This window comes from Arthrobacter koreensis (assembly GCF_035792275.1).
In the GTDB taxonomy this organism is placed as follows: Bacteria; Actinomycetota; Actinomycetes; order Actinomycetales; family Micrococcaceae; genus Arthrobacter_B; species Arthrobacter_B koreensis_A.
The window spans coordinates 155,460-174,309 of record NZ_JAMWKK010000004.1; the positions used below are offsets into that span (position 1 = coordinate 155,460).

Genomic DNA, 18,850 nt, shown 5'->3' on the forward strand with positions numbered 1-18,850 from the left:
CCCGATTTCACGCGGCAGTGTGTCGCCGGACGTGCTCCGCGCCTACTGCAGCAGCTCGCGGATGTCTTCCGCGGTGAGCGCAGAACTGAACACGGCGTCGTCGTCCATTACGGAGGAGAACAGCGCAGCTTTCTGTTCCTTGAGCGCCATGACCTTTTCCTCGATGGTTCCGCGGGCGACCATCCGGTACACCATGACGGAGCGTTTCTGTCCGATCCGGTGCGTGCGGTCCACGGCCTGGGCTTCCGTCGCCGGGTTCCACCAGGGATCCAGCAGGAACACGTAGTCGGCCTCGGTCAGGTTCAGGCCAAAGCCGCCGGCCTTCAGGCTGATCAGGAACACCGGGGCCTGTCCGTCCTTGAACGCGGCGATGACTTCTGCACGGTTGCGGGTGGAACCGTCCAGATAGGTGTAGGCAATTCCGGCCTCATCAAGCCGCTGCGCCGCCAGCTTCAGGAACGAAGTGAACTGGCTGAAGACCAGCGCCCGGTGTCCTTCGGCCGTCACGTCCTCCAACTGCTCCAGCAGGGCGTCGAGCTTGGCAGACGGAACGCCGGTGGTCTCCGGATCAACGAGGGACGCGTCCAGGCTAAGCATCCGCAGCAGGGTCAGTGACCGGAACACAATCATCCGGTTGCGGTCCATGTCTTCAATCAGGCCCATCAGCTTCTGCCGCTCGCGCTGCAGATGGGTTTCGTAGATCTTGCGGTGCTTGGGGGTGAGGTCCACTTCCAGCACCTGCTCCTGCTTTGCCGGCAGGTCCGAAGCCACGGCTTCCTTGGTGCGGCGCAGCATCAGCGGCTTGATCCGGCGGCGCAGTTTGCCCAGCTGGGTCATGTCCTGGGACTTTTCAATCCGCCGCTGGTACTCCTCGGCGAACCTCCGCGCGGAGGGGAAGAGTCCCGGCGCCACAATCGCGAACATGGACCAGAGTTCCATCAGGTTGTTTTCCATGGGCGTGCCGGTGATGGCCAGTTTGAACGGCGCCGGCAGGTCCCGGGCGCATTGATTAGCGCGGGTGGTGCGGTTCTTCACGAACTGCGCTTCGTCCAGGATCAGTCCGTCCCAGTCCTGGACCCGGTAGGCAGCGAAATCCAGGCGGAACACCGCGTAGGAGGTGACGACGATGTCCGCGCCGGCGATCAGGTCGCCGAGCCTGCGGCGGGACTTGGCACTGGTATCGGGAATCGAGACTGTCCGCAGCCCCGGCGTGAAGCGCGCGGCCTCGGAGATCCAGTTGGGAACCACCGACGTCGGGGCCACCACCAGGAACGGACGGCGGGGTTTTCCGCCGCCGGCCTGCACTTCGCGGGCGCGGGCGATCAGCGCCAGTGTCTGCAGGGTCTTGCCCAGGCCCATGTCGTCGGCCAGGACACCGCCCAGTCCGTGCTCCCAGAGGAACGCCAGCCAGTTATAGCCCTGAACCTGGTACGGACGGAGCTCCGCCTGCAGCCCGGCCGGCAGCGGGGCCGGCTCCACGGATTCAAGTTCCAGCAGTCCGCTGACGGCGCTGCGCCAGGCCGCTGCCTGCTCGGTTTCCTCCGCCAGCTCTTCCAGTTCAGCCCAGAGCCCGGCCTGGTAGCGGCTGATCCCCAGTTCCCCGGTGTCCCATTCCTGCAGCGCCTGGGCTTCCTCGATGAGGGCATGCAGCCGCTCGAACTCAGGCCGGTCCAGCGACAGGTAGGTGTTGTCCACCAGCTTGATCTTGGTCTTGCCCTTGGCGATCGCTTTGAAGACGTCGGCGAAAGCCACCTGCCGGCCTTCCACCGTGATCATCACCGCGAGGTCGAACCAGTCCCTGCGTTCCGTTTCAACAGTGGTGATCTTCAGCTGGGGCGCGGACGTCAGTTCGCGGTAGTCCGGACGCTCACCGAGGATGTCCACCCGGATGCCGTCCGCCTTCTGCAGCTTCGGCAGCAGGTATTCGCTGAATTCAGCGGTCTCGATCTCATGCAGGACGGTGTTGTGCGGGGCTCTGCCCAGCACCTGCCGGGCCGTGTCCAGCAGCTCTGTCTCGGCGCCGACGTCGCGCGCAGCAGGATCTGCGGGGGAGGGCCTGCTGTCCAGCGGCATGCGGGTGGACGAAGTGCCCTGCCGGTACTCGAACTCCCATTCCAGCGCCAGCTCATCCTCCGGCTGGAACCCGGCCGTGAGCACCAGGACGGGCGGTTCAACTTCGGGGAACTGCACGGATTCGTCGCTGCTGGTGACCGGAATGACCTGGCGGAGCCGGGGGTAGAACTTCTCCAGGAAGAGGGCCGTGTCTGCTTCGGGGATAGTGACCGGGGAATTGCCGGCCAGCAGCGTGCGGTCCTGCTCGGTGAGCGTCCGCGGGCTGGGCGCCAGCAGGATCAGGCCGCTGGCCGACTGCACGTACAGGCCGTGGCTGCCGATGATCCCGGCAGTATCCAGCGGGTAAGGCTGTCCGTCGATTTCCAGGCTGGGCAGCAGCTGCAGCGGCGCCGCTTCCTCGGTCCGGGCCGCGCGCACGTCCAGGGCCAGGACCGCTTCGGTGCCCACGTGCACGCTGATGTCCTTTTTGGTTCCCACGAATTCGACGCCCAGCCGCCGGGCTTCGGCGAGCAGCTGCCAGAGCAGGGGGTTGGCGAAGTCGTCGAGGTAAAGCCAGGAGTCGTTCTGTCCGAAGTAGCTCACGCCGTTGGAGCGGTGCAGGGCCGGGAACTGGGAGAACCAGCGGTGCTGCTCCGGGTCCAGTTTCAGGCCGTAGGTCTGGTAGGCAAGGTTGGTCCAGGCGAGGTTGTTCTTCACCCATGCGCCGCGGGCGTTGCGGACCACGGGCCGGACGCCGAGCCGCCAGAGGGGTGCGCGGACGCTCCGCCGGGAGGCCGGAGGCCCCCACACGCCGGAGGAACCGCCGTCGCGCCGGCGCAGTTCAAACTGCAGGCCAAGCGGGGTGACGTGCACGGGTTCGGCGCCGGCGGTGCCGTTCAGCAGTCCCTGCAGGGACGCCTGCCAGGCCGGGACGGCCGGCTGCGAGGAGGCCGGGCGCAGTTCCTGCCGGCTAATCAGGTGCTCGGTGTTGCTGTGCAGCGCCGCGGCGGCAACATGCTTGCAGTCGTAGCCCACCGGGCAGCTGCAGTGGTTGTCCACCAGCCGGTAGTCGCCCTGCCGCTTGGCTTCCAGGACCAGCATGGTGTTGTACGGCGTGCTCGAATGCCCGCGGACGCGGGCGCGCAGCACACCGCCTGCGGCGTCCCAGTCCAGGGACTCCACGGCCCCGCCCTTGGCGTAGCCCTGTCCCCGCTGGAAGGCGGAACCACCGACCACCCGGATGATGTCGGTGACATCAATCAAGGGCATGGTTGCAGGCATGGTTTTATCGTCTCACGCACCCCCGACACTCCCCGCGCGCGGACGTCGCTGCAGGTCGCAGCGGGGGAGCCGGTGCCGTTTGGCCTTTTGCTCCGCCCGCTTGGTAACATCACCTGTAACGCAGATCACAATGGCGTGATCTGCGTGCACCTGTTCCCGGCCCGCCGGTTACTGCGCCGCACAGGCGGAGCGGACAAAACCGTACACCGCAGCCGTGAACTCCGCCGGCGGTTCCAGCCGCAGCTGCCCGTTGCGCGTGGCGGCGATTCCCACCTCCAGCGGAAACCTCGTTCCGGCCTTGTCTTCAGCCAGTCCATGCGCGTCGCAGCGTGCCGGCACTGCCTGCAGCTCCAGTATCGACGGTTCGTCAGCGGCATCCACCTCGATCTCCCGCGGCCAGGGGTGGCCGGGCGCCTCGCTGAGCAGCGTCGTCGTGCCGATCCGCACGCTGACCGTGCCGGAACCGCCGCTCGGGGTCAGCAGGACGCGGACGACGGCGCTGCGGCCGTCCGCCGCCACCTCCAGTTCCGGTGCCAGGGCAAAGGAGGCGACGGCGTCGACCTCCTGCTGCAGGCAGTCCCGCCCGTGCGCCTCGGCCACCGTCCGGTACGGATCAGCGGCCGGAACCACGAGTTCACCCGCCGTACCAAGTTCCAGGCGCACGGCGGCCTCAAAGCCGGGGCCGTGATTCCCGCAGGCCGCCTCCGGCAGCTCCACCGGCAGTGCCACCCTGCCGCCCGGCCGCAGGGTGGCGGCGTCGCCGTCCGCGGGTGTCCACGGTGCGGGGCCGGCGTAGGCCGGGCTCTCCAGCTGGGCTGCGCTGATCACCAGGTCCTCCGCGGTGTGGTTCTCCACCAGGACGTTGAGGCTGCGCTCCCCGAAGCTCAGCCTGCTCGCCGCGAGGCTGGCGCTGGCAGCGGGCGGCCCTGCCGGTGCCGCAGCAGTTTCCGCCGGCAGCAGCTTCGGTACCGTCTGCACCAGGACACCCAGGGCGACCGTGAAGATCACGGCCGCGAAGATCCGGCTCACCAGGGCTTCATTCAGCCGGTGGGCCAGCCGAGCGGCAGCAAGGGAAGCGACCATTGCCATGGCGGCGAAGCTCAGCGCCAGGGTCCAGTCGATGAAAAGGCCGTCCAGATGCGCCGCGAATCCCGACGCTGAATTAATGGCAATAATCACCAGCGAGGTGCCAATGGCCCGCGGCATCGGAACGCCCAGCAGCAGTGTCAGTGCCGGGATGATCAGGAAGCCGCCGCCGACGCCGAGCAGTCCGGTCAGGAATCCCACCACCAGACCCACGGGAATGCCGCGCAGCGCCAGTCCGCCCCAGCTGCCATGCTCCGCGGACCGCACTGCGGGAGCGGAATTGCGTGCGCTGGCCAGCATCCGGATGCCCGCCACGATCATGATCAGGGCGAAGCAGAGCATGAGCCAGTCCGGGTCCAGGAGTTCCCCAACTGCCGTACCCGCCCAGGAAGCGGGGATGCCCGGCACGGCGACCATGAGAACAAGCGGCCAGCTCACGTCCCGGCGCAGCCGCGGCACCGCACCGGCCAGTGATGCCAGTCCGACGACGATCAGGGACGTGGGTACGGCATCTTCCGGCTCCAGGCCCACCACGTAGACCAGCGCGGGCACGGCGATAATCGCGCCGCCGGCACCAACCAGCCCCACGACGGCGCCCACCGCCAGTCCTACCGCCAGGCCGAGCAGCACCGTGTCCATGGAGCCAAGGTTCGCAGATTGGCGGATCAGGGAGAAGGGGAGTGCTTCGCTAGATACCCCCGGGGGTGTTTTGCATACCCCCATGGGTATATGGGATCGTGGAGGTTCCCCCATTTCCTTCGAAAGGACCTCCATGACTGCGAACACCCCCGCGGCCGTAACCTCCGTTGATGCCCAGACGCTGCGCACCTGGATGAAGGACCCTGACGACCTGATCATCATCGACGTCCGTTTTGCCGCCGAGTTCGAAGCCATGCACATTCGCGGTTCCTACAACGTGCCGCTGCCGCTGCTCTCCGAGCACACCGATGAGCTGGCTGAGCGCCTCGGCAAGCGCGTCGTGCTCGTGTGCCAGTCCGGCACGCGTGCCGAGCAGGCCCGCACGCGCCTTGGCGGTGCCGGCCTCGATTCAGCCCACGTCCTCACCGGTGGTGTTCCGGCCTTCGCAGCTGCGGGCGGCGACGTCGTGCGCGGCCAGAAGCGCTGGGACCTGGAGCGCCAGGTCCGCATGGTGGCCGGCTCCGCCGTCGTCCTCGGCCTGGCCGGCGGACGCTTTGTTTCCCCGAAACTGCGCATGCTCGCCGGCGGTATCGGCGCCGGCCTGACCTTCTCCGCAGCCACCAACTCCTGCGCCATGGGCGCGGCACTGGCCAAGATGCCGTGGAACAAGACCGCTTCCGAGCCCACCCGTGAGTCCGCGATCCAGTCGCTGCCCAAGCAGGGCGGACCCGCGGCCTCATGACGTCCACCCTGGTGCTGGTGCTCAGCCTCTCCCTGCTGATCGGGCTTTCGCTTGGCCTGCTGGGCGGCGGCGGTTCGATCCTGACCGTGCCGATCCTGGTTTACGTGGCCGGGTTCGGTGCCAAGGAAGCCATCGCGTCCTCGCTGTTCGTGGTGGGCGTGACCTCCGCCGTCAGCGTGATCGGGCATGCCCGCAACGGCCGTGTGCGCTGGAAAACCGGCCTGATCTTCGGTGCCGCCGGCATGGCCGGCGCGTTTGGCGGCGGCCTGCTCGGCAGCCGCATTCCCTCGGTGATCCTGATGATCGCGTTTGCGCTCATGATGATCGCGACGTCGGTCGCCATGCTCCGCGGCCGTAAAAAGGCGGACCCGGGCAAGGCGTACTCCGATCTGCCGATCCTGCGCATCCTCGCTGACGGCGCCGTCGTAGGCCTGGTGACCGGCCTGGTTGGCGCCGGCGGCGGCTTCCTGGTGGTTCCTGCCCTGGCCCTGCTCGGCGGCATGCCGATGGCCATGGCCGTGGGCACCTCGCTGGTGGTCATTGCCATGAAGTCCTTCGCCGGACTGGCCGGTTACCTGACCACCGTGCAGATCGACTGGAGCATGACCCTGGCCGTGACGGCCATGGCCATTGTTGGTTCGCTCATCGGTGCCAAGCTGGTTGGCCGGATTCCCGAGGCCGCCCTGCGCAAGGCGTTCGGCTGGTTCGTGCTGGCCATGGGTGCGTTCGTGCTGGTCCAGGAAATCCTGGGCATGTAACCCGGCGGCGGCCGGGGGATACTTGCCATATGGGCAACGAACCCCGGCCGCCGGCCTCCGGTCCTGCACTTTCTGCTCCGCCGGGCCTTGCCCGACGGCTCGGCACCGCCGACGCCACCCTTATTGGACTTGGTTCCATGGTCGGCGCCGGCGTTTTTGCCGCCTTTACTCCCGCTGCGGCTGCTGCCGGATCCGGACTGCTCATCGGCCTGGCCGTTGCCGGGCTGGTGGCTTTCTGCAATGCCACCTCCTCTGCCCAGCTGGCGGCTGTTTATCCCGCCTCGGGCGGTACCTACGTTTACGGGCGCGAACGCCTGGGGCCCTGGCCCGGTTTCCTTGCCGGCTGGGGCTTTGTCATTGGCAAGACCGCCAGCGCGGCCGCCATGGCCATGACCTTCGCGGCCTACGCTGCACCCGCCGGCTGGGAGCGGCCCGTGGCGGTTGCCGCCGTCGTGCTCCTGGCCGCCGTCAACTACCGCGGCATCACCCGCACCGCCCTGCTGACCCGGATCATCGTTGCCGTGGTGCTTTCAGCCCTCGCCCTGGGGATCACCGCCGCCTGGACCGGCACCGGACCTGGCGCCGGAAGTTTCCTCTCCGAGGGGCTGCTGGCCGGCGGGTGGTACGGGATCCTGCAGTCTGCCGGACTGCTCTTTTTTGCGTTCGCCGGCTACGCCCGGATAGCGACCATGGGGGAGGAGGTGCGTGACCCGCAGCGCACCATTCCCCGCGCCATAACACTCGCCCTTGGGCTGGCGTTGGTGGTCTACGCGGTGGTCGCCGTGACACTGCTGGCCGCTCTGGGGCCCGACGGCGTTGCCGCCACGCCTGCCCCGCTCGCCGCTGCTGTTGATGCCGGCCCGCTGGCCTGGGCCGGGCCCGTCGTGCGGATCGGCGCCGCAGCGGCTTCGCTCGGTGCCCTGCTGGCACTGATCGCGGGACTGGGCCGGACCACGCTGGCCATGGCCCGGGGCGGGGACCTGCCGGCCTGGCTGGGCGGAATCCATCCGAAGTATTCGGTGCCGCACCGCGCCGAGGTGGCACTCGCCGTCGTCATCTGCCTGGTTCTCCTGGTCGCCGACCTGCGCGGAGCCATCGGTTTTTCATCCTTCGGCGTGCTGGTCTACTACCTCGTGGCCAATCTTGCCGCCCTGACCCAGCCTGCGCCCGACCGGCGCTATCCCCGGGCGCTGCAGGTGCTCGGCGCGGTGTCCTGTGCCGGGCTGGCCCTGACCCTTCCGCTGACGTCCGTGCTGGTCGGGCTGGCGGTCTTTGCGGCGGGCATTGTGCTGCGGCTGGTCCGGGTGTGGATGCAGCGAACATAGAACTGCCCCCGGCCGCTGATGCAGCCGGGGGCAGTTCTATGTCTGGACGCTGGGATTACGACGCGTGCGCGGCAGCCCAGGCGGGGTAGGCGCCTTCGAGTTCGACGACGTCGTAGCCGGCGTTGCGCAGGGCGTTGCCGACGATCGAGCTGCGCATGCCGGACGCGCAGTACGCCACGATCTTGCCTTCGGAGGGCAGCTCATCGAGGTTCCAGAGGGCGCGTCCGCCGTGCAGCTGGTGCGAACCGGGGATGTTGCCGGCGGCGTGCTCGGTGCGGGCGCGGACGTCCAGCACCATGGCGGCGTCGAAGGAATCCAGCTCCGTGGCGGAGATGGTTGCCGGGGCTTCCTGCGGGAGGCCTTCCAGGCTGGTGACGAAGCCGGCGACGTCGTCAATGCCAACGCGGGCCAGTGAATCCCGTACTGCGTGGGCCTGGTCCTGGTCTGCGGTGAGCAGGACCAGCGGGCGGGTGCGCTCGGATTCGGGGTCCACGGCCCAGGCGCCGAAGCTGGCGGTCTTGCCGTTGGCCGGGATGTGCAGTGCGCCCGGGACGGTGCCCTTGTGGAGCTCCGGGACGCTGCGGGTGTCCACGAAGGTGGCGTCGCGGGTCTCGAGGCGGGAAACGACGTCCGCGGCGGGGAGTTCCGCGAGCGGCTCGCGCGGACCCATGACGGTCGGGCCCTGCTTGTTCTGCTTCTTCATGCGGGCGAAGTAGGCGTGGGCTTCGGGCTGGCCGTCGAGGAGTTCGTTGATGAAGCCCTGCTCGTCGTTGGCGGCCAGGTACTTGCCCCACCAGGCGTAGAGGCGTTCGTAGCCCACGGTGGAGGAGGGGATGGCGCCCAGGGCCTTGCCGCAGGCGCTGCCGGCGCCGTGGCCGGGGTGCACCTGGACGTAGTCGGGCAGGGTGAGGAACTTGTCCCGCAGGCTGGCGAACATCTGCTTGGCGCCCTCGAAGCGGGTGTCGACGCCGCCGGCTGCTTCGTCGAGCAGGTCGGGTCGGCCGAGGTCGCCGGCAAAGACGAAGTCGCCGGAGAGCAGGTAGCCGGCCTGGTCGGTGAACGCACCGTCCGTGACCAGGTAGGAGAGGTGCTCGGGGGTGTGGCCCGGAGTGTGGAGGGCCTTGATGGTGAGGTTACCGATCGTGATGGCATCGCCGTCGTACATCCGGGTGCCCTCAAAGCCGTACTGCCAGTCGGCTCCGCCTTCACCGGAGATGTAGATCTGCGCGCCGGTGGCGGCGGCGAGTTCACGCGTACCGGAGAGGTAATCGGCGTGGATGTGGGTCTCGGTCACCGCGGTGATCTTCATGCCGTTCGCAGCGGCGAGTTCAAGGTAGGGGGCGACGTCGCGGCGGGCGTCGACGACGATCGCCTCGCCCAGGCGCTGGCAGCCGATGAAGTAGCTGGCCTGTGCCAGGTCCTCGTCGTAGATGCGTTCGATAAGCATGGGTACTCCTTTGGGGGGATCGGGGTACCACTACGGTAATACCCCCTGGGGTATAAATCAAAATACCTGCGGGGGTATCCGGGAGTGCGAAGGATTTGCCGCCGTCGCCGTTGGTGTTATCTTGGTCCTGATAAATCTGATTTATTACTGGCATCGCCACGACCAAATCAGATGTAATGGCGCGTCTGAGGAGTTTTGCCATGTCGTTGGCGAACAAGCAATATCCCCCGCTTGTGGTGATGGGAGTCCAGGGTTCCGGCAAGTCCACTGCCGGCCAGGCCGTGGCTGCACGGCTGGGACTTCCATTCCTGGACGGCGATGACCTCCACCCGGCGAGCAACAAGGCGAAGATGGCATCCGGCCATCCCCTGACGGACGAGGACCGTGAGCCCTGGCTGCGCGCGATCGGCCGTGAGCTTGCCGCCGGACTGGAAAAAGGAACCGCCATTGTGGTGGCGTGCTCAGCGCTGAAGCGCCAGTACCGTGACTTGATCCGTTCCTACGCGCCGGACACGCAATTCATCCACCTGGAAGGATCCCGGGAGCTGATTGCTGAACGGCTGAGCCGGCGCGACCACGAGTACATGCCGCCGACCCTGCTGGACTCGCAGTTTGCCACCCTTGAACCCCTCGGCGAGGATGAGGCCGGAATCCGGCTGAGCATCGCCCTGACCCTGGACGAAATGGCGAACACCGCCGCAGCTGCCTTCCCCCCTGCCGGGTCCTAACCCCCGGCACTGAATCCCATCCTGATAGGACAACGATGACCGATCTTGAGCTCAACTGGACGCTGGGTACCCCCGGCCTCCTGCTGATCGCCGTCGCAGCAATTGCCCTGCTGCTCGTGATGATCATGAAATTCCGTATCCACGCGTTCCTGGCGCTGATCGTGGTCAGCCTCCTGACTGCCGTTGCCACCGGTGTCCAGGCCGGGGACATTGTGCCCACCCTGCTGAGCGGCTTCAGTTCCACCCTGGGCAGCGTGGCGCTGCTCGTCGGCCTGGGCGCCATGCTCGGCCGCATGCTGGAAGTTTCCGGCGGAGCCGAAGTGCTCACCAACGCGCTGATCAACAAGTTCGGCCAGAAGCGTGCCTCACTGGCGCTTTCGGTCGCTTCGCTGCTGTTCGGCTTCCCGATCTTCTTCGATGCCGGCCTTGTGGTCATGCTGCCGATCATCTTCACCGTTGCCCGCCGCATGGGCGGCTCACTGCTGACCTATGCATTCCCCGCTGCCGCTGCCTTCTCCGCGATGCACATCTTCGTGCCTCCGCACCCCGGCCCCGTGGCTGCCACCGGCCTGCTCGGGGCCGACGTGGGACTGGTCCTGATCTTTGGCCTGCTCGTCGCGATCCCCACCTGGTACCTCGCCGGTTACCTGTTCGGCCACTTCCTGGGCCGCAAGTTCAACATCCCCGTGCCCTCCATCCTCGATGCGCCGAAGGGCTCGGCCGAGTCCGAGTTCCGCTCTTCTCCGAGCCTGGGCACGATCATCACCCTGCTGCTGCTCCCGTTCGTACTGATCTTCCTCAACACCGGCCTCAACATGGCTGCCACCGCTGAGCTGGTCTCGCTGGATGACACCTGGGTGCAGGTTCTGCGCATGCTCGGCGAAACGCCGGTTGCGCTGCTGGTCACCGTGTTCCTGGCCATGTGGCTGCTTGGCCGCCGCCAGGGCAAGAAGGGCACCCTGATCGAGACCGTGGTTGACTCCGCGCTCGGCCCGGTCTGCTCCATCATCCTCATCACCGGCGCCGGCGGCATGTTCGGCGGCGTCCTGCGCGCCAGCGGCATCGGCAACGCGATCGCTGATTCACTCGACGCCATTGGCCTGCCGGTCATCGTGGCCGGCTTCGTGATCGCCGCGATCGTGCGTGTTGCGCAGGGTTCGGCCACCGTTGCCCTCACGACCGCTGCCGCCCTGGTGCAGCCCGTGGTCCTGGACAACCCGGACTTCAACGCGGTGCAGACCGTGGCGATTGTCCTGGCCCTGGCTGCCGGCTCGGTGTTCGCCGGCCACGTCAACGACTCCGGCTTCTGGCTGGTCAGCCGGTTCTTCCAGATGGACACCAAGACCACGCTGAAGACCTGGACCGTTGGCCAGGCGCTGATCGGCGTCGTCGGCTTCATCCTGGCCCTGGCCATCTACCTGGTCGCCTCAGGGTTCTAGTACATCCATCCGGCCGGGAGCAGCCCTGCTCCCGGCCGTTGTGGTACCCGGATTTTTCCCGGGTGCCGGAGAGGAGCTGTTGTTTTGACTGCCAGCATGTTTGATATTTCCGGGCGGATTGCCCTGGTCACCGGGTCCAGCCGGGGCATCGGCAACGCGATTGCCCGCGGGCTCGCCGGTGCCGGCGCCGTCGTCGTCCTGAACGGGCTGGATGACGACCGGCTGGAACGCGCGCGGGCTGCGCTGGCCGCGGAGTTCGGCGAGGACCGTATCTTTGCGCGCCGCTTCGACGTCACTGATGCTGCTCAGGCGGCCGACGGCGTTGCCTGGGTTGAGCGGGAGGTGGGACCGCTTTCGATTCTGGTGAACAACGCCGGCGTCCAGCACCGCGTGCCGATGCTGGAGCTCGACGTCGAGGACTGGGACCGCGTGATGCGGACCAACCTGACCAGTGCGTTCCTGGTGGGGCGGGAAGCTGCCCGGCACATGATTCCGCGCGGCCGGGGCAAGATCATCAACATTGCCTCGGTGCAGACGGATCTTGCCCGGCCGACCATCGCGCCGTACACGGCATCCAAGGGCGGAATCCGGAACCTGACCCGTGCCATGACCGCTGAGTGGGCTGCCGAAGGCCTGCAGATCAATGCGATTGCTCCGGGATACATCCATACCGAAATGACCCAGAACCTCGTCGATGACGAGGCGTTCAACTCCTGGATCTTGGGCCGGACTCCGGCGCATCGCTGGGGGAGCGTGGAGGACATCGTGGGTCCGGCGATCTGGCTGGCTTCGGACGCGTCGAACTTCGTTAACGGTCAGGTCGTCTTCATTGACGGCGGCATGACCACGGTGGTGTGAAAGGCAATGATGAATTCTGTTCTTGGAGTAGTAGCGCACGGAGCCGGTGACCTGCGGGTTGAACCCGTCGAGCCTGGTGACCCTGCGGCAGACGAGGCCGTGGTGGAGATTGTCTACGGCGGTGTCTGCGGGTCCGACCTGCATTACTGGCAGCACGGTGCTGCGGGCGAGTCGATCCTGAAGGCGCCGATGCTGCTGGGCCACGAGGTTGTGGGCCGGGTTGCGCGTGCTGCGGCGGATGGAACGGGACCTGCCGAGGGGACCGCCGTCGCGGTGCATCCGGCGACTCCCGGCCCCGGCGACGGGTCTCGGTATCCTGCGGACCGGCCGAACCTGTCTCCCGGGTGCACGTATCTGGGCAGTGCTGCCCGGTTCCCGCACACGGAGGGTGCGTTTGCCCGGTTCGTGAACCTGCCGGTGCGGATGCTCCGGGTGCTGCCGGAAAACCTGCCGCCGCGGCGCGCTGCGCTTGTTGAGCCGGCCGCCGTTGCCTGGCACGCAGTTTCGCGTGCCGGGGATGTGCGGGGCAAGCGTGTGCTGGTCACGGGTTCGGGTCCGATTGGTGCGCTCATCACCGCGGTGCTTCGGGCCCGGGGTGCCGGCCAAATCATCACTACTGACATGCATGAGTTCCCGCTGGAGACCGCGCGTGCCGTTGGAGCTGACCGCAGCCTGCTGGCAACGGATGCCGAGGCTATTGCTGCCGTGGATGCCGACATCTGCTTTGAATCTTCGGGCAGTTACCGCGGACTGATGTCTGCCATGCAGGGTGCGACCCGCGGCGGGCGGGTTGTCATGGTGGGCCTTCTGCCCTCGGGCGAGCAGCCTGCGCTGATCTCCGTGGCGATCACTCGTGAGCTGGAACTGGTGGGGTCATTCCGGTTCAACGACGAGATTGATGACGTCATAGCCGCCCTCGCCGACGGGAGCCTGCAGGCCGACCCGGTGATCACCCATGAGTATGCCGTGGAGGACGCGCTGGAGGCGTTCGAAACGGCCAGGGATGCGTCGGTTAGCAGCAAGGTTCTTCTGCGTTTCGGCGACTGAGTCACGCGGTGCGGCCGATGTAATTCTCTGCCGGGGATTACATCGGCCGACCGCATTCAGCTCATCGCATGGTTGCCCGGCAGGAGCGGCGCCGTCGAGATGTACGTGTGCCCGGTGGGCGTGGTGATCCGGACGGTGTGCCTGTCTCTGTCTCTGTCTCCGGGCGGAGGGGCGGGAGGTCCTGACCGAATTGCTGCTGCGGTCCACCCCGGGGCTTCCTTGGCGTGGTTGCAGGCTTCGCAGAGTCCTTGCCCGTTGGTGTAGCTGGTGGGTCCTCCGTCGGCGTGGGGGTGGATGTGGTCGATGTTCCGGATCGGTGCGTCGCACCACGGTGTGCGGCAGGCTTGATCCCGGGTGCGGATCATGCGGGCCAGTCCGGCCGGGAACGCCCGGGCTTTGGACTCCATCGCGGTTAGCTCCCTGGAAGCGGGATCCACGTATAGCCGGCGCAGGCTCACCAAGGACAGTTCCTCCTGTTCCGGTCCCGGATCTGGAGAAGTTGCCCGGTCGGTGGGCCCTGACGCTGGCAACCCCGATGTGTCCTTGGACGGTGGGCGGGGTGGGCTGGGTGGGCCGGGTGGGACGGGAGATGGTGAGCCGGGTGGGCCGGGTAAGCCTTCGCCTGGCGGGAGAGGTTGCCGGACTGCATGTGGCTGGGCGGCCGCAGGGCCATCACTAGCACCCAGTGCTGAGCGGACCAGGTCCCGTGCCCATGCGCCGGGCACAATCCCATATCCGGGGAAGTACGCGGGCGCATCCCAGTGCTTTCCCGGCGCGCCGCGTTTGCTCACAGAGCCTGTCGCTCCGGGTTCGGCCGCTCTTCTCGTCGCCCCGGGTCTTCCCATCGCTCCGGGTCTTCCATGAGCCGCGTATCTTTCTTGCGCTGCGGAAGCGCCCGGTACTAGCGGCACTCCCGATGTTCCGGAAGACGCACCCGAGCCGGTCCCCGTTTCCGCGGGCAGGCCGGCGAACAGGGTCCGGTCCGTGATGACAAGCTGCACTTCAACCGGAATCCGGTCTGCGGTTGCTTGGCCGGTGACGCGTTCGACGAGGGTGTCGGCCATGATCTGGCCACGGCCGCGTTCATCTCCGGTAGCGCGCAGGGAGTCCGCGGCCCGGGACAGTGCCGCGTACACGGCAACTCCCTGGGCTACCGGGAGCAGTCCGGTCACGTAGGACATGGTGTCCGGGGCCGGACGGCAGGAGACATACCGGTTCGACACGGCTTCGGAGTTGCGCCGGACCTGGGAGGCAGGGTCGATGGCCTGGGTGATCGACCGGATCCGGGCGATGAGCTTCCGGTCCCCGACTCCTTCCAAAGTGGAGGGGTCTGAGCAGATCAGTTCATCGACCCGCCGCCGATCCTCCACATCCAGGCACGCAGTTTCCCGGACCATGAGGGTCGCCCGCCATTCACTGAGCACACCCGCAGAGAGGGCATTGAGGGTGTGGGGCATTTCGTGGACCAGGGCTTTGCCGAAACCGAGGTGCCGGCTGCCTCGGTGCGGGGAGTCCCGGCGGGCCAGGGCGATCTGCGCGCCGACACCGCGGCCGAGCTGGCCGGCCGGCACACCGGCCCGGGACTGGGCCCGGCGCTGGGAAGCATCAAACACCGCCGCCGCACGGGCCTGCACCGCCGCAGCAGCAGACTTGAGTTCTTCCAACACCCGCATCAAATCCACAAGTTCCGGGTCCGCCCAGGCATCGGCGAGGTCATTGCCGGTCGCCGGGTCCTGAAGGCAGTGCAGCCACGCTCTCAGGCTGTCCAACAGACCGTGGGCAGCGGGCGCGGACTCAGGGAGTGCACATGCCGAACGTTCCTCTGCCTTTCCTGCCCGGTCTTCCTCAACTGGACGGCACGGCCTCGGCGTAAAAGGCACGGACAGTCCGGACAGCCCAGACAGCGGATCGGACACCGCTGGATGCCGCATGGCGGGTGCTGCTTCCATTTCCAACATGCTCCACAGGCTACGAACGCGTCGCAGGGCCGAGGCCAGTACTGCGTAGGAATGTGGATAAAGGCTTCTGGGCGCGAGGACATGCGGTCGTTGGGGAGGAAAAGATCAGCGATTCTATTGGAGTTGCGGTGGAGCGGCAGCCTGGCCGCAGCCGTACTGCTACCGCCGCACCCTCGCCGCCCCCGCTGCCGTAGCCACTTCATCTTCCGCCACGGACCACCCAGGGCTGCGCGCTTCGGGCCATGCTGCGCAATCCACCTGGCTTTCGCCCGCCGCGTGCCTCGCACGTCACGGGCTTTGCTCGCACGTCACGCGCTTTGCTCGCGCCGCCAGCCGCCAGCGGCCAGCCGCCCGAGGCCGCGCCCCCAACCGCTCCGCCGGCTGCTCCGCGCCAACCGCGCCGCCCCGAGCCTGCGGCCCGCACCGCCCGCCGCGCCGCGCCGCCCCGAGGCCGCGCCCCCAACCGCTCCGCCGGCTCCGCGCCGCGCCGTCCCGAGCCTGCGGCCCGCGCGCCGCGCCACCCCGCACCGCCCGCACCGCCCGCGCGCCGCGCGCCCCGCCACACCCGCGACCCCGCACCCCACCAGCAACTACCCCTCCACAGCCCCCGGTCGCTCCGGCGGCGTGAAGATGCGTGGCTCATCGCTCCAGACACTCTCGACTTCTGACTTGGTCCGGCGCATGATCTGGTCCATTGCGTCGCGGGCGGCATCCGGGTTGCCCGCCTGGATGGCGTTGGCGACGTCGACGTGCCACTGCAGCGCCTCCTCATGCGGATGCGAGGGCATAAGGCCGTAGTCCGTCCGCCCGCGAAGCACTTCGGCGATCATGGACTGCATTTGCCCGAACATCTCGTTGCCTGACGCAGCCAGAACCAGGGCGTGATAGTGAATGTCCAGTTCCAGGAACTGCTGGAGGTCGCCGGCCCGGCCCACGGCCCGCATCTTCGCGGCAACAGCCATGAGCTCAGCGGCCATGTCTTCCGGAGCGTACTGCGCCGCCAGCTCGGCAGCGGCAGGCTCGACGGCGGAACGCAGCTCAGTCAGTGAACGCAGCTGGGCACCCTTGCCCGACTTCGCAGCAAGGCGCCAGCGGACAATATACGGATCGAAGACGTTCCACGATGTCTCCGGCAAAACCCGGATGCCGATCCGCTTCACGGTCTCCACAAGGCCCAGCGACTGCAGCACGCGAACAGCTTCACGGGCCACCGAACGGGAGACCCTCAGCTCGGTCTCGAGCTGCTCGGAGAGCATGGTGTCCCCAGCCTGGAGCTCGCCGGACACGATCCGCCGCCCCAAAGATTCGATGACGAGGCTATGCAGGCGCGAACTCATGCGGATTCCGGGGTGGCAGTCACCTTTTCATTCTAGGCAAAGCCGGCTCAGGGCTGCGGCTTGACTACCGGAAACAGTCCGTCGGGCTCCTCGCCTTCCTCATAATGGCTCGCCGCCGGGCCAACGATCAGCGGATCCGGAGCGCGCGCAACACTCTTGTCCTTGTTCGGATAATCGACACTGGCCAGGACAAAACGCATGGCTTCCAGACGGGCGCGCTTTTTGTCATTGGACTTCACCACAGTCCAGGGCGCATCGCCCGTGTCCGTGTAGAAGAACATTGCCTCCTTTGCCTGCGTGTAGTCATCCCATTTGTCCAGGCTGGCCAGATCGGTGGGGGAGAGTTTCCACTGCTTCACCGGGTCCGTTTCGCGTGCAGCAAAGCGGGCCAGCTGCTCTGCACGGCCCACGGAGAACCACAGTTTGCGCAGCAGGACGCCTGAATTCACCAGCATGCGTTCCAGCTCGGGAACCTCCCGCATGAACTCCAGGTACTGGGCCGGTGTGCAGTAGTTCATGACGCGTTCGACGCCGGCACGGTTGTACCAGGAGCGGTCCATCATCACGATTTCCCCGCCACTGGGAAGACGGGCGATATAGCGCTGGAAGTACCACTGCGTGCGCTCCTGGTCCGTAGGCTTCTCCAACGCGACCACTCGGGAACCGCGGGGATTCAGGTGCTCATTGAAACGCTTGATCGCGCCTCCCTTACCTGCGGCGTCGCGGCCCTCGAAGATGATGAGCATCTTCTGGCCGGTGTCCTTGACCCACAGCTGCATCTTGAGCAGCTCGATCTGCAGCTGCCGCTTCTGGCGCTCGTAGCTGCGCCGGCTGAGCTTCTTGTCATAGGGATAGTTGTGCCGCCAGGCGTCGTCGCCCTTGTTCCGGACCTTCCCCGATTTCGAGTCCAGCTCACCGAGCTCATCAAGCTCGGCTGCATAGTCCTCGGCGATCGAGACGCGGCCGCCCTCGCCGTCGGACGCGGTCCCGGGCACCTCGAGTTTGTCCGCCGGCCCGTCTTCAGTTTTGGTACCGGACCGGGAACCGTTTTTGCCCGTGGCCATAAGAATCTCCTTGCGAGAGTGATGTCCTTCTGCGAATCTACGCGGCCCGCTGGCAGCAGCGGAAGGGCAGCCCGCGAGCCTGCACGGGAATCAAGCACACGGCCCGGATAATTGATGGCGATGAAATACCTGCGCTCCGCCCTGCTTTCCGCCGCCGCCCTTCCCCTGATTCTCTTCGGCACCGCCTGCGTTCCACAGGAATCCGGATCTGTTGCCGCACCGCCGCAAGCTGAGGTCCAGGCCGGAACAGCGCTGGAACAGCTCGGCAGCATTCCCATCAAGGGCCGTGCACCGAAAACGGGCTACAGCCGCGAGGAGTTCGGACCTGCCTGGGCTGACGTCGACCACAACGGCTGCGATACCCGCAATGACATCCTCGCCCGCGATCTGACAGACGAGACTTTCAAACCCGGAACCCAGGACTGCGTGGTCGCCTCAGGCACCTTCGCGGATCCCTACACCGGCACCGTCATCAGTTTTGTCCGGGGAAACACCACCAGCACCGCCGTGCAGATTGACCACGTGGTGGCGCTCTCCGACGCGTGGCAGAAGGGCGCGCAGCAGCTCAGCGCGGAAGAGCGCCGCCAGCTCGCCAACGATCCGCTGAACCTTTTTGCCGCGGACGGCCCCGCCAACGGTGCGAAATCGGATTCCGACGCCGCCACCTGGCTTCCGGCGAACAAGGCGTTCCGCTGCGAGTACGTCGCGCGCCAGACGGCCGTCAAGGCCGAATACCGGCTGTGGATGACCCAGGCCGAACACGACGCGGTTGCCGCAGTCCTGGCATCCTGCCCGGGCGAACCCGTGCCGGCGCGCGAAGGAACCGCGCCGCGGACCGCTCCTGCTGGTGCGGGGCCGGATACGCCCGAAGGACAGGGAAGCACGACGCCGGTGTACGCCAATTGCGTGGCCGTCAAGGCAGCGGGTGCGGCACCCATCCGCCCCGGAGACCCGGGTTGGGATCCGAAGTTCGACGGCGACGGCGACGGCGTCGGCTGCACGTCCTGACGCTGCACTGAGTCTCTGCAGCTATGAGGACCAAAGATGTCCGCATGGTGTTTTATCGCGGACCCAAGCTGTCCTGATATC

General features: G+C 67.1%; 14 protein-coding genes. 8 read left to right on the top strand and 6 right to left on the bottom strand.

Annotated elements, in window-relative coordinates:
* Positions 1-42 precede the first annotated feature (42 nt).
* Both NGB94_RS05660 and NGB94_RS05665 read right to left on the bottom strand, forming a co-directional pair.
* On the bottom strand, positions 43-3,321 hold the full coding sequence (locus tag NGB94_RS05660) for an SNF2-related protein (RefSeq protein ID WP_325789636.1): 3,279 nt from the start codon (positions 3,319-3,321) through the stop codon (positions 43-45).
* 180 nt (positions 3,322-3,501) lie between these two features.
* Positions 3,502-5,058 carry a sulfite exporter TauE/SafE family protein gene (locus tag NGB94_RS05665; RefSeq protein WP_325789637.1) on the bottom strand — a complete coding sequence of 519 codons (1,557 nt, stop codon included), beginning with the start codon at positions 5,056-5,058 and terminating at the stop codon, positions 3,502-3,504.
* A 133-nt stretch (positions 5,059-5,191) separates the two neighbouring features.
* On the opposite strand from NGB94_RS05665, the gene NGB94_RS05670 reads away from it, so the two are divergent.
* The 3 genes from NGB94_RS05670 to NGB94_RS05680 are packed head-to-tail and all read left to right on the top strand — an operon-like array spanning position 5,192 to position 7,883.
* Positions 5,192-5,800, top strand: a complete 609-nt coding sequence (locus NGB94_RS05670; protein ID WP_325789638.1) for a rhodanese-like domain-containing protein — start codon at positions 5,192-5,194, stop codon at positions 5,798-5,800.
* Positions 5,797-6,558 (top strand): sulfite exporter TauE/SafE family protein, encoded by a 762-nt coding sequence (locus NGB94_RS05675; RefSeq protein WP_325789639.1) that lies wholly within the window; start codon positions 5,797-5,799, stop codon positions 6,556-6,558. Before NGB94_RS05670 ends, NGB94_RS05675 begins: the two co-directional genes overlap by 4 nt.
* Before the next feature lie 29 nt (positions 6,559-6,587).
* The gene (locus NGB94_RS05680) at positions 6,588-7,883 is read left to right on the top strand and encodes an APC family permease (protein ID WP_325789640.1); all 1,296 of its coding nucleotides are present in this window, start codon (positions 6,588-6,590) and stop codon (positions 7,881-7,883) included.
* A 55-nt stretch (positions 7,884-7,938) separates the two neighbouring features.
* Here NGB94_RS05680 and NGB94_RS05685 read toward each other — a convergent pair whose 3' ends face one another.
* Positions 7,939-9,330 (bottom strand): MBL fold metallo-hydrolase, encoded by a 1,392-nt coding sequence (locus tag NGB94_RS05685; protein ID WP_325789641.1) that lies wholly within the window; start codon positions 9,328-9,330, stop codon positions 7,939-7,941.
* A gap of 200 nt (positions 9,331-9,530) precedes the next feature.
* On the opposite strand from NGB94_RS05685, the gene NGB94_RS05690 reads away from it, so the two are divergent.
* The 4 genes from NGB94_RS05690 to NGB94_RS05705 all read left to right on the top strand — a co-directional run bounded on the left by NGB94_RS05690 (position 9,531) and on the right by NGB94_RS05705 (position 13,402).
* Complete coding sequence (locus NGB94_RS05690) at positions 9,531-10,058, top strand: gluconokinase (protein ID WP_325789642.1); 528 nt, start codon at positions 9,531-9,533, stop codon at positions 10,056-10,058.
* Positions 10,059-10,093: 35 nt separating this feature from the next.
* Positions 10,094-11,497, top strand: coding sequence for a GntP family permease (locus NGB94_RS05695; RefSeq protein WP_325789643.1), 1,404 nt, complete (start codon positions 10,094-10,096; stop codon positions 11,495-11,497).
* 96 nt (positions 11,498-11,593) lie between these two features.
* Positions 11,594-12,355, top strand: a complete 762-nt coding sequence (locus NGB94_RS05700) for an SDR family oxidoreductase (protein WP_325789766.1) — start codon at positions 11,594-11,596, stop codon at positions 12,353-12,355.
* A 6-nt stretch (positions 12,356-12,361) separates the two neighbouring features.
* On the top strand, positions 12,362-13,402 hold the full coding sequence (locus NGB94_RS05705; RefSeq protein ID WP_325789644.1) for an L-idonate 5-dehydrogenase: 1,041 nt from the start codon (positions 12,362-12,364) through the stop codon (positions 13,400-13,402).
* Between the two features lie 56 nt (positions 13,403-13,458).
* Here the strand turns inward: NGB94_RS05705 and NGB94_RS05710 are convergent, their stop codons facing one another.
* The 3 genes from NGB94_RS05710 to ppk2 all read right to left on the bottom strand — a co-directional run bounded on the left by NGB94_RS05710 (position 13,459) and on the right by ppk2 (position 17,761).
* A complete protein-coding gene (locus NGB94_RS05710) occupies positions 13,459-13,809 on the bottom strand; it encodes an HNH endonuclease signature motif containing protein (RefSeq protein WP_325789767.1) in 351 nt (116 codons plus the stop codon).
* 2,141 nt (positions 13,810-15,950) lie between these two features.
* Positions 15,951-16,697 carry a FadR/GntR family transcriptional regulator gene (locus NGB94_RS05720; protein WP_325789645.1) on the bottom strand — a complete coding sequence of 249 codons (747 nt, stop codon included), beginning with the start codon at positions 16,695-16,697 and terminating at the stop codon, positions 15,951-15,953.
* Between the two features lie 47 nt (positions 16,698-16,744).
* Positions 16,745-17,761: a polyphosphate kinase 2 gene (gene ppk2 / locus NGB94_RS05725; RefSeq protein ID WP_325789646.1), complete on the bottom strand. Its 1,017-nt coding sequence runs from the start codon at positions 17,759-17,761 to the stop codon at positions 16,745-16,747.
* A 114-nt stretch (positions 17,762-17,875) separates the two neighbouring features.
* Between ppk2 and NGB94_RS05730 the strand changes: the two genes are divergently transcribed.
* Positions 17,876-18,769, top strand: a complete 894-nt coding sequence (locus NGB94_RS05730; protein ID WP_325789647.1) for a GmrSD restriction endonuclease domain-containing protein — start codon at positions 17,876-17,878, stop codon at positions 18,767-18,769.
* Positions 18,770-18,850: the final 81 nt, after the last annotated feature.

Coding starts and splice junctions, on each gene's coding strand:
- NGB94_RS05660 (WP_325789636.1), bottom strand. CDS start 3,321: ATGCCCTTGATTGATGTCACCGACATCATCCGGGTGGTCGGTGGTTCC.
- NGB94_RS05665 (WP_325789637.1), bottom strand. CDS start 5,058: ATGGACACGGTGCTGCTCGGCCTGGCGGTAGGACTGGCGGTGGGCGCC.
- NGB94_RS05670 (WP_325789638.1), top strand. CDS start 5,192: ATGACTGCGAACACCCCCGCGGCCGTAACCTCCGTTGATGCCCAGACG.
- NGB94_RS05675 (WP_325789639.1), top strand. CDS start 5,797: ATGACGTCCACCCTGGTGCTGGTGCTCAGCCTCTCCCTGCTGATCGGG.
- NGB94_RS05680 (WP_325789640.1), top strand. CDS start 6,588: ATGGGCAACGAACCCCGGCCGCCGGCCTCCGGTCCTGCACTTTCTGCT.
- NGB94_RS05685 (WP_325789641.1), bottom strand. CDS start 9,330: ATGCTTATCGAACGCATCTACGACGAGGACCTGGCACAGGCCAGCTAC.
- NGB94_RS05690 (WP_325789642.1), top strand. CDS start 9,531: ATGTCGTTGGCGAACAAGCAATATCCCCCGCTTGTGGTGATGGGAGTC.
- NGB94_RS05695 (WP_325789643.1), top strand. CDS start 10,094: ATGACCGATCTTGAGCTCAACTGGACGCTGGGTACCCCCGGCCTCCTG.
- NGB94_RS05700 (WP_325789766.1), top strand. CDS start 11,594: ATGTTTGATATTTCCGGGCGGATTGCCCTGGTCACCGGGTCCAGCCGG.
- NGB94_RS05705 (WP_325789644.1), top strand. CDS start 12,362: ATGATGAATTCTGTTCTTGGAGTAGTAGCGCACGGAGCCGGTGACCTG.
- NGB94_RS05710 (WP_325789767.1), bottom strand. CDS start 13,809: ATGGAGTCCAAAGCCCGGGCGTTCCCGGCCGGACTGGCCCGCATGATC.
- NGB94_RS05720 (WP_325789645.1), bottom strand. CDS start 16,697: ATGAGTTCGCGCCTGCATAGCCTCGTCATCGAATCTTTGGGGCGGCGG.
- ppk2 (WP_325789646.1), bottom strand. CDS start 17,761: ATGGCCACGGGCAAAAACGGTTCCCGGTCCGGTACCAAAACTGAAGAC.
- NGB94_RS05730 (WP_325789647.1), top strand. CDS start 17,876: ATGGCGATGAAATACCTGCGCTCCGCCCTGCTTTCCGCCGCCGCCCTT.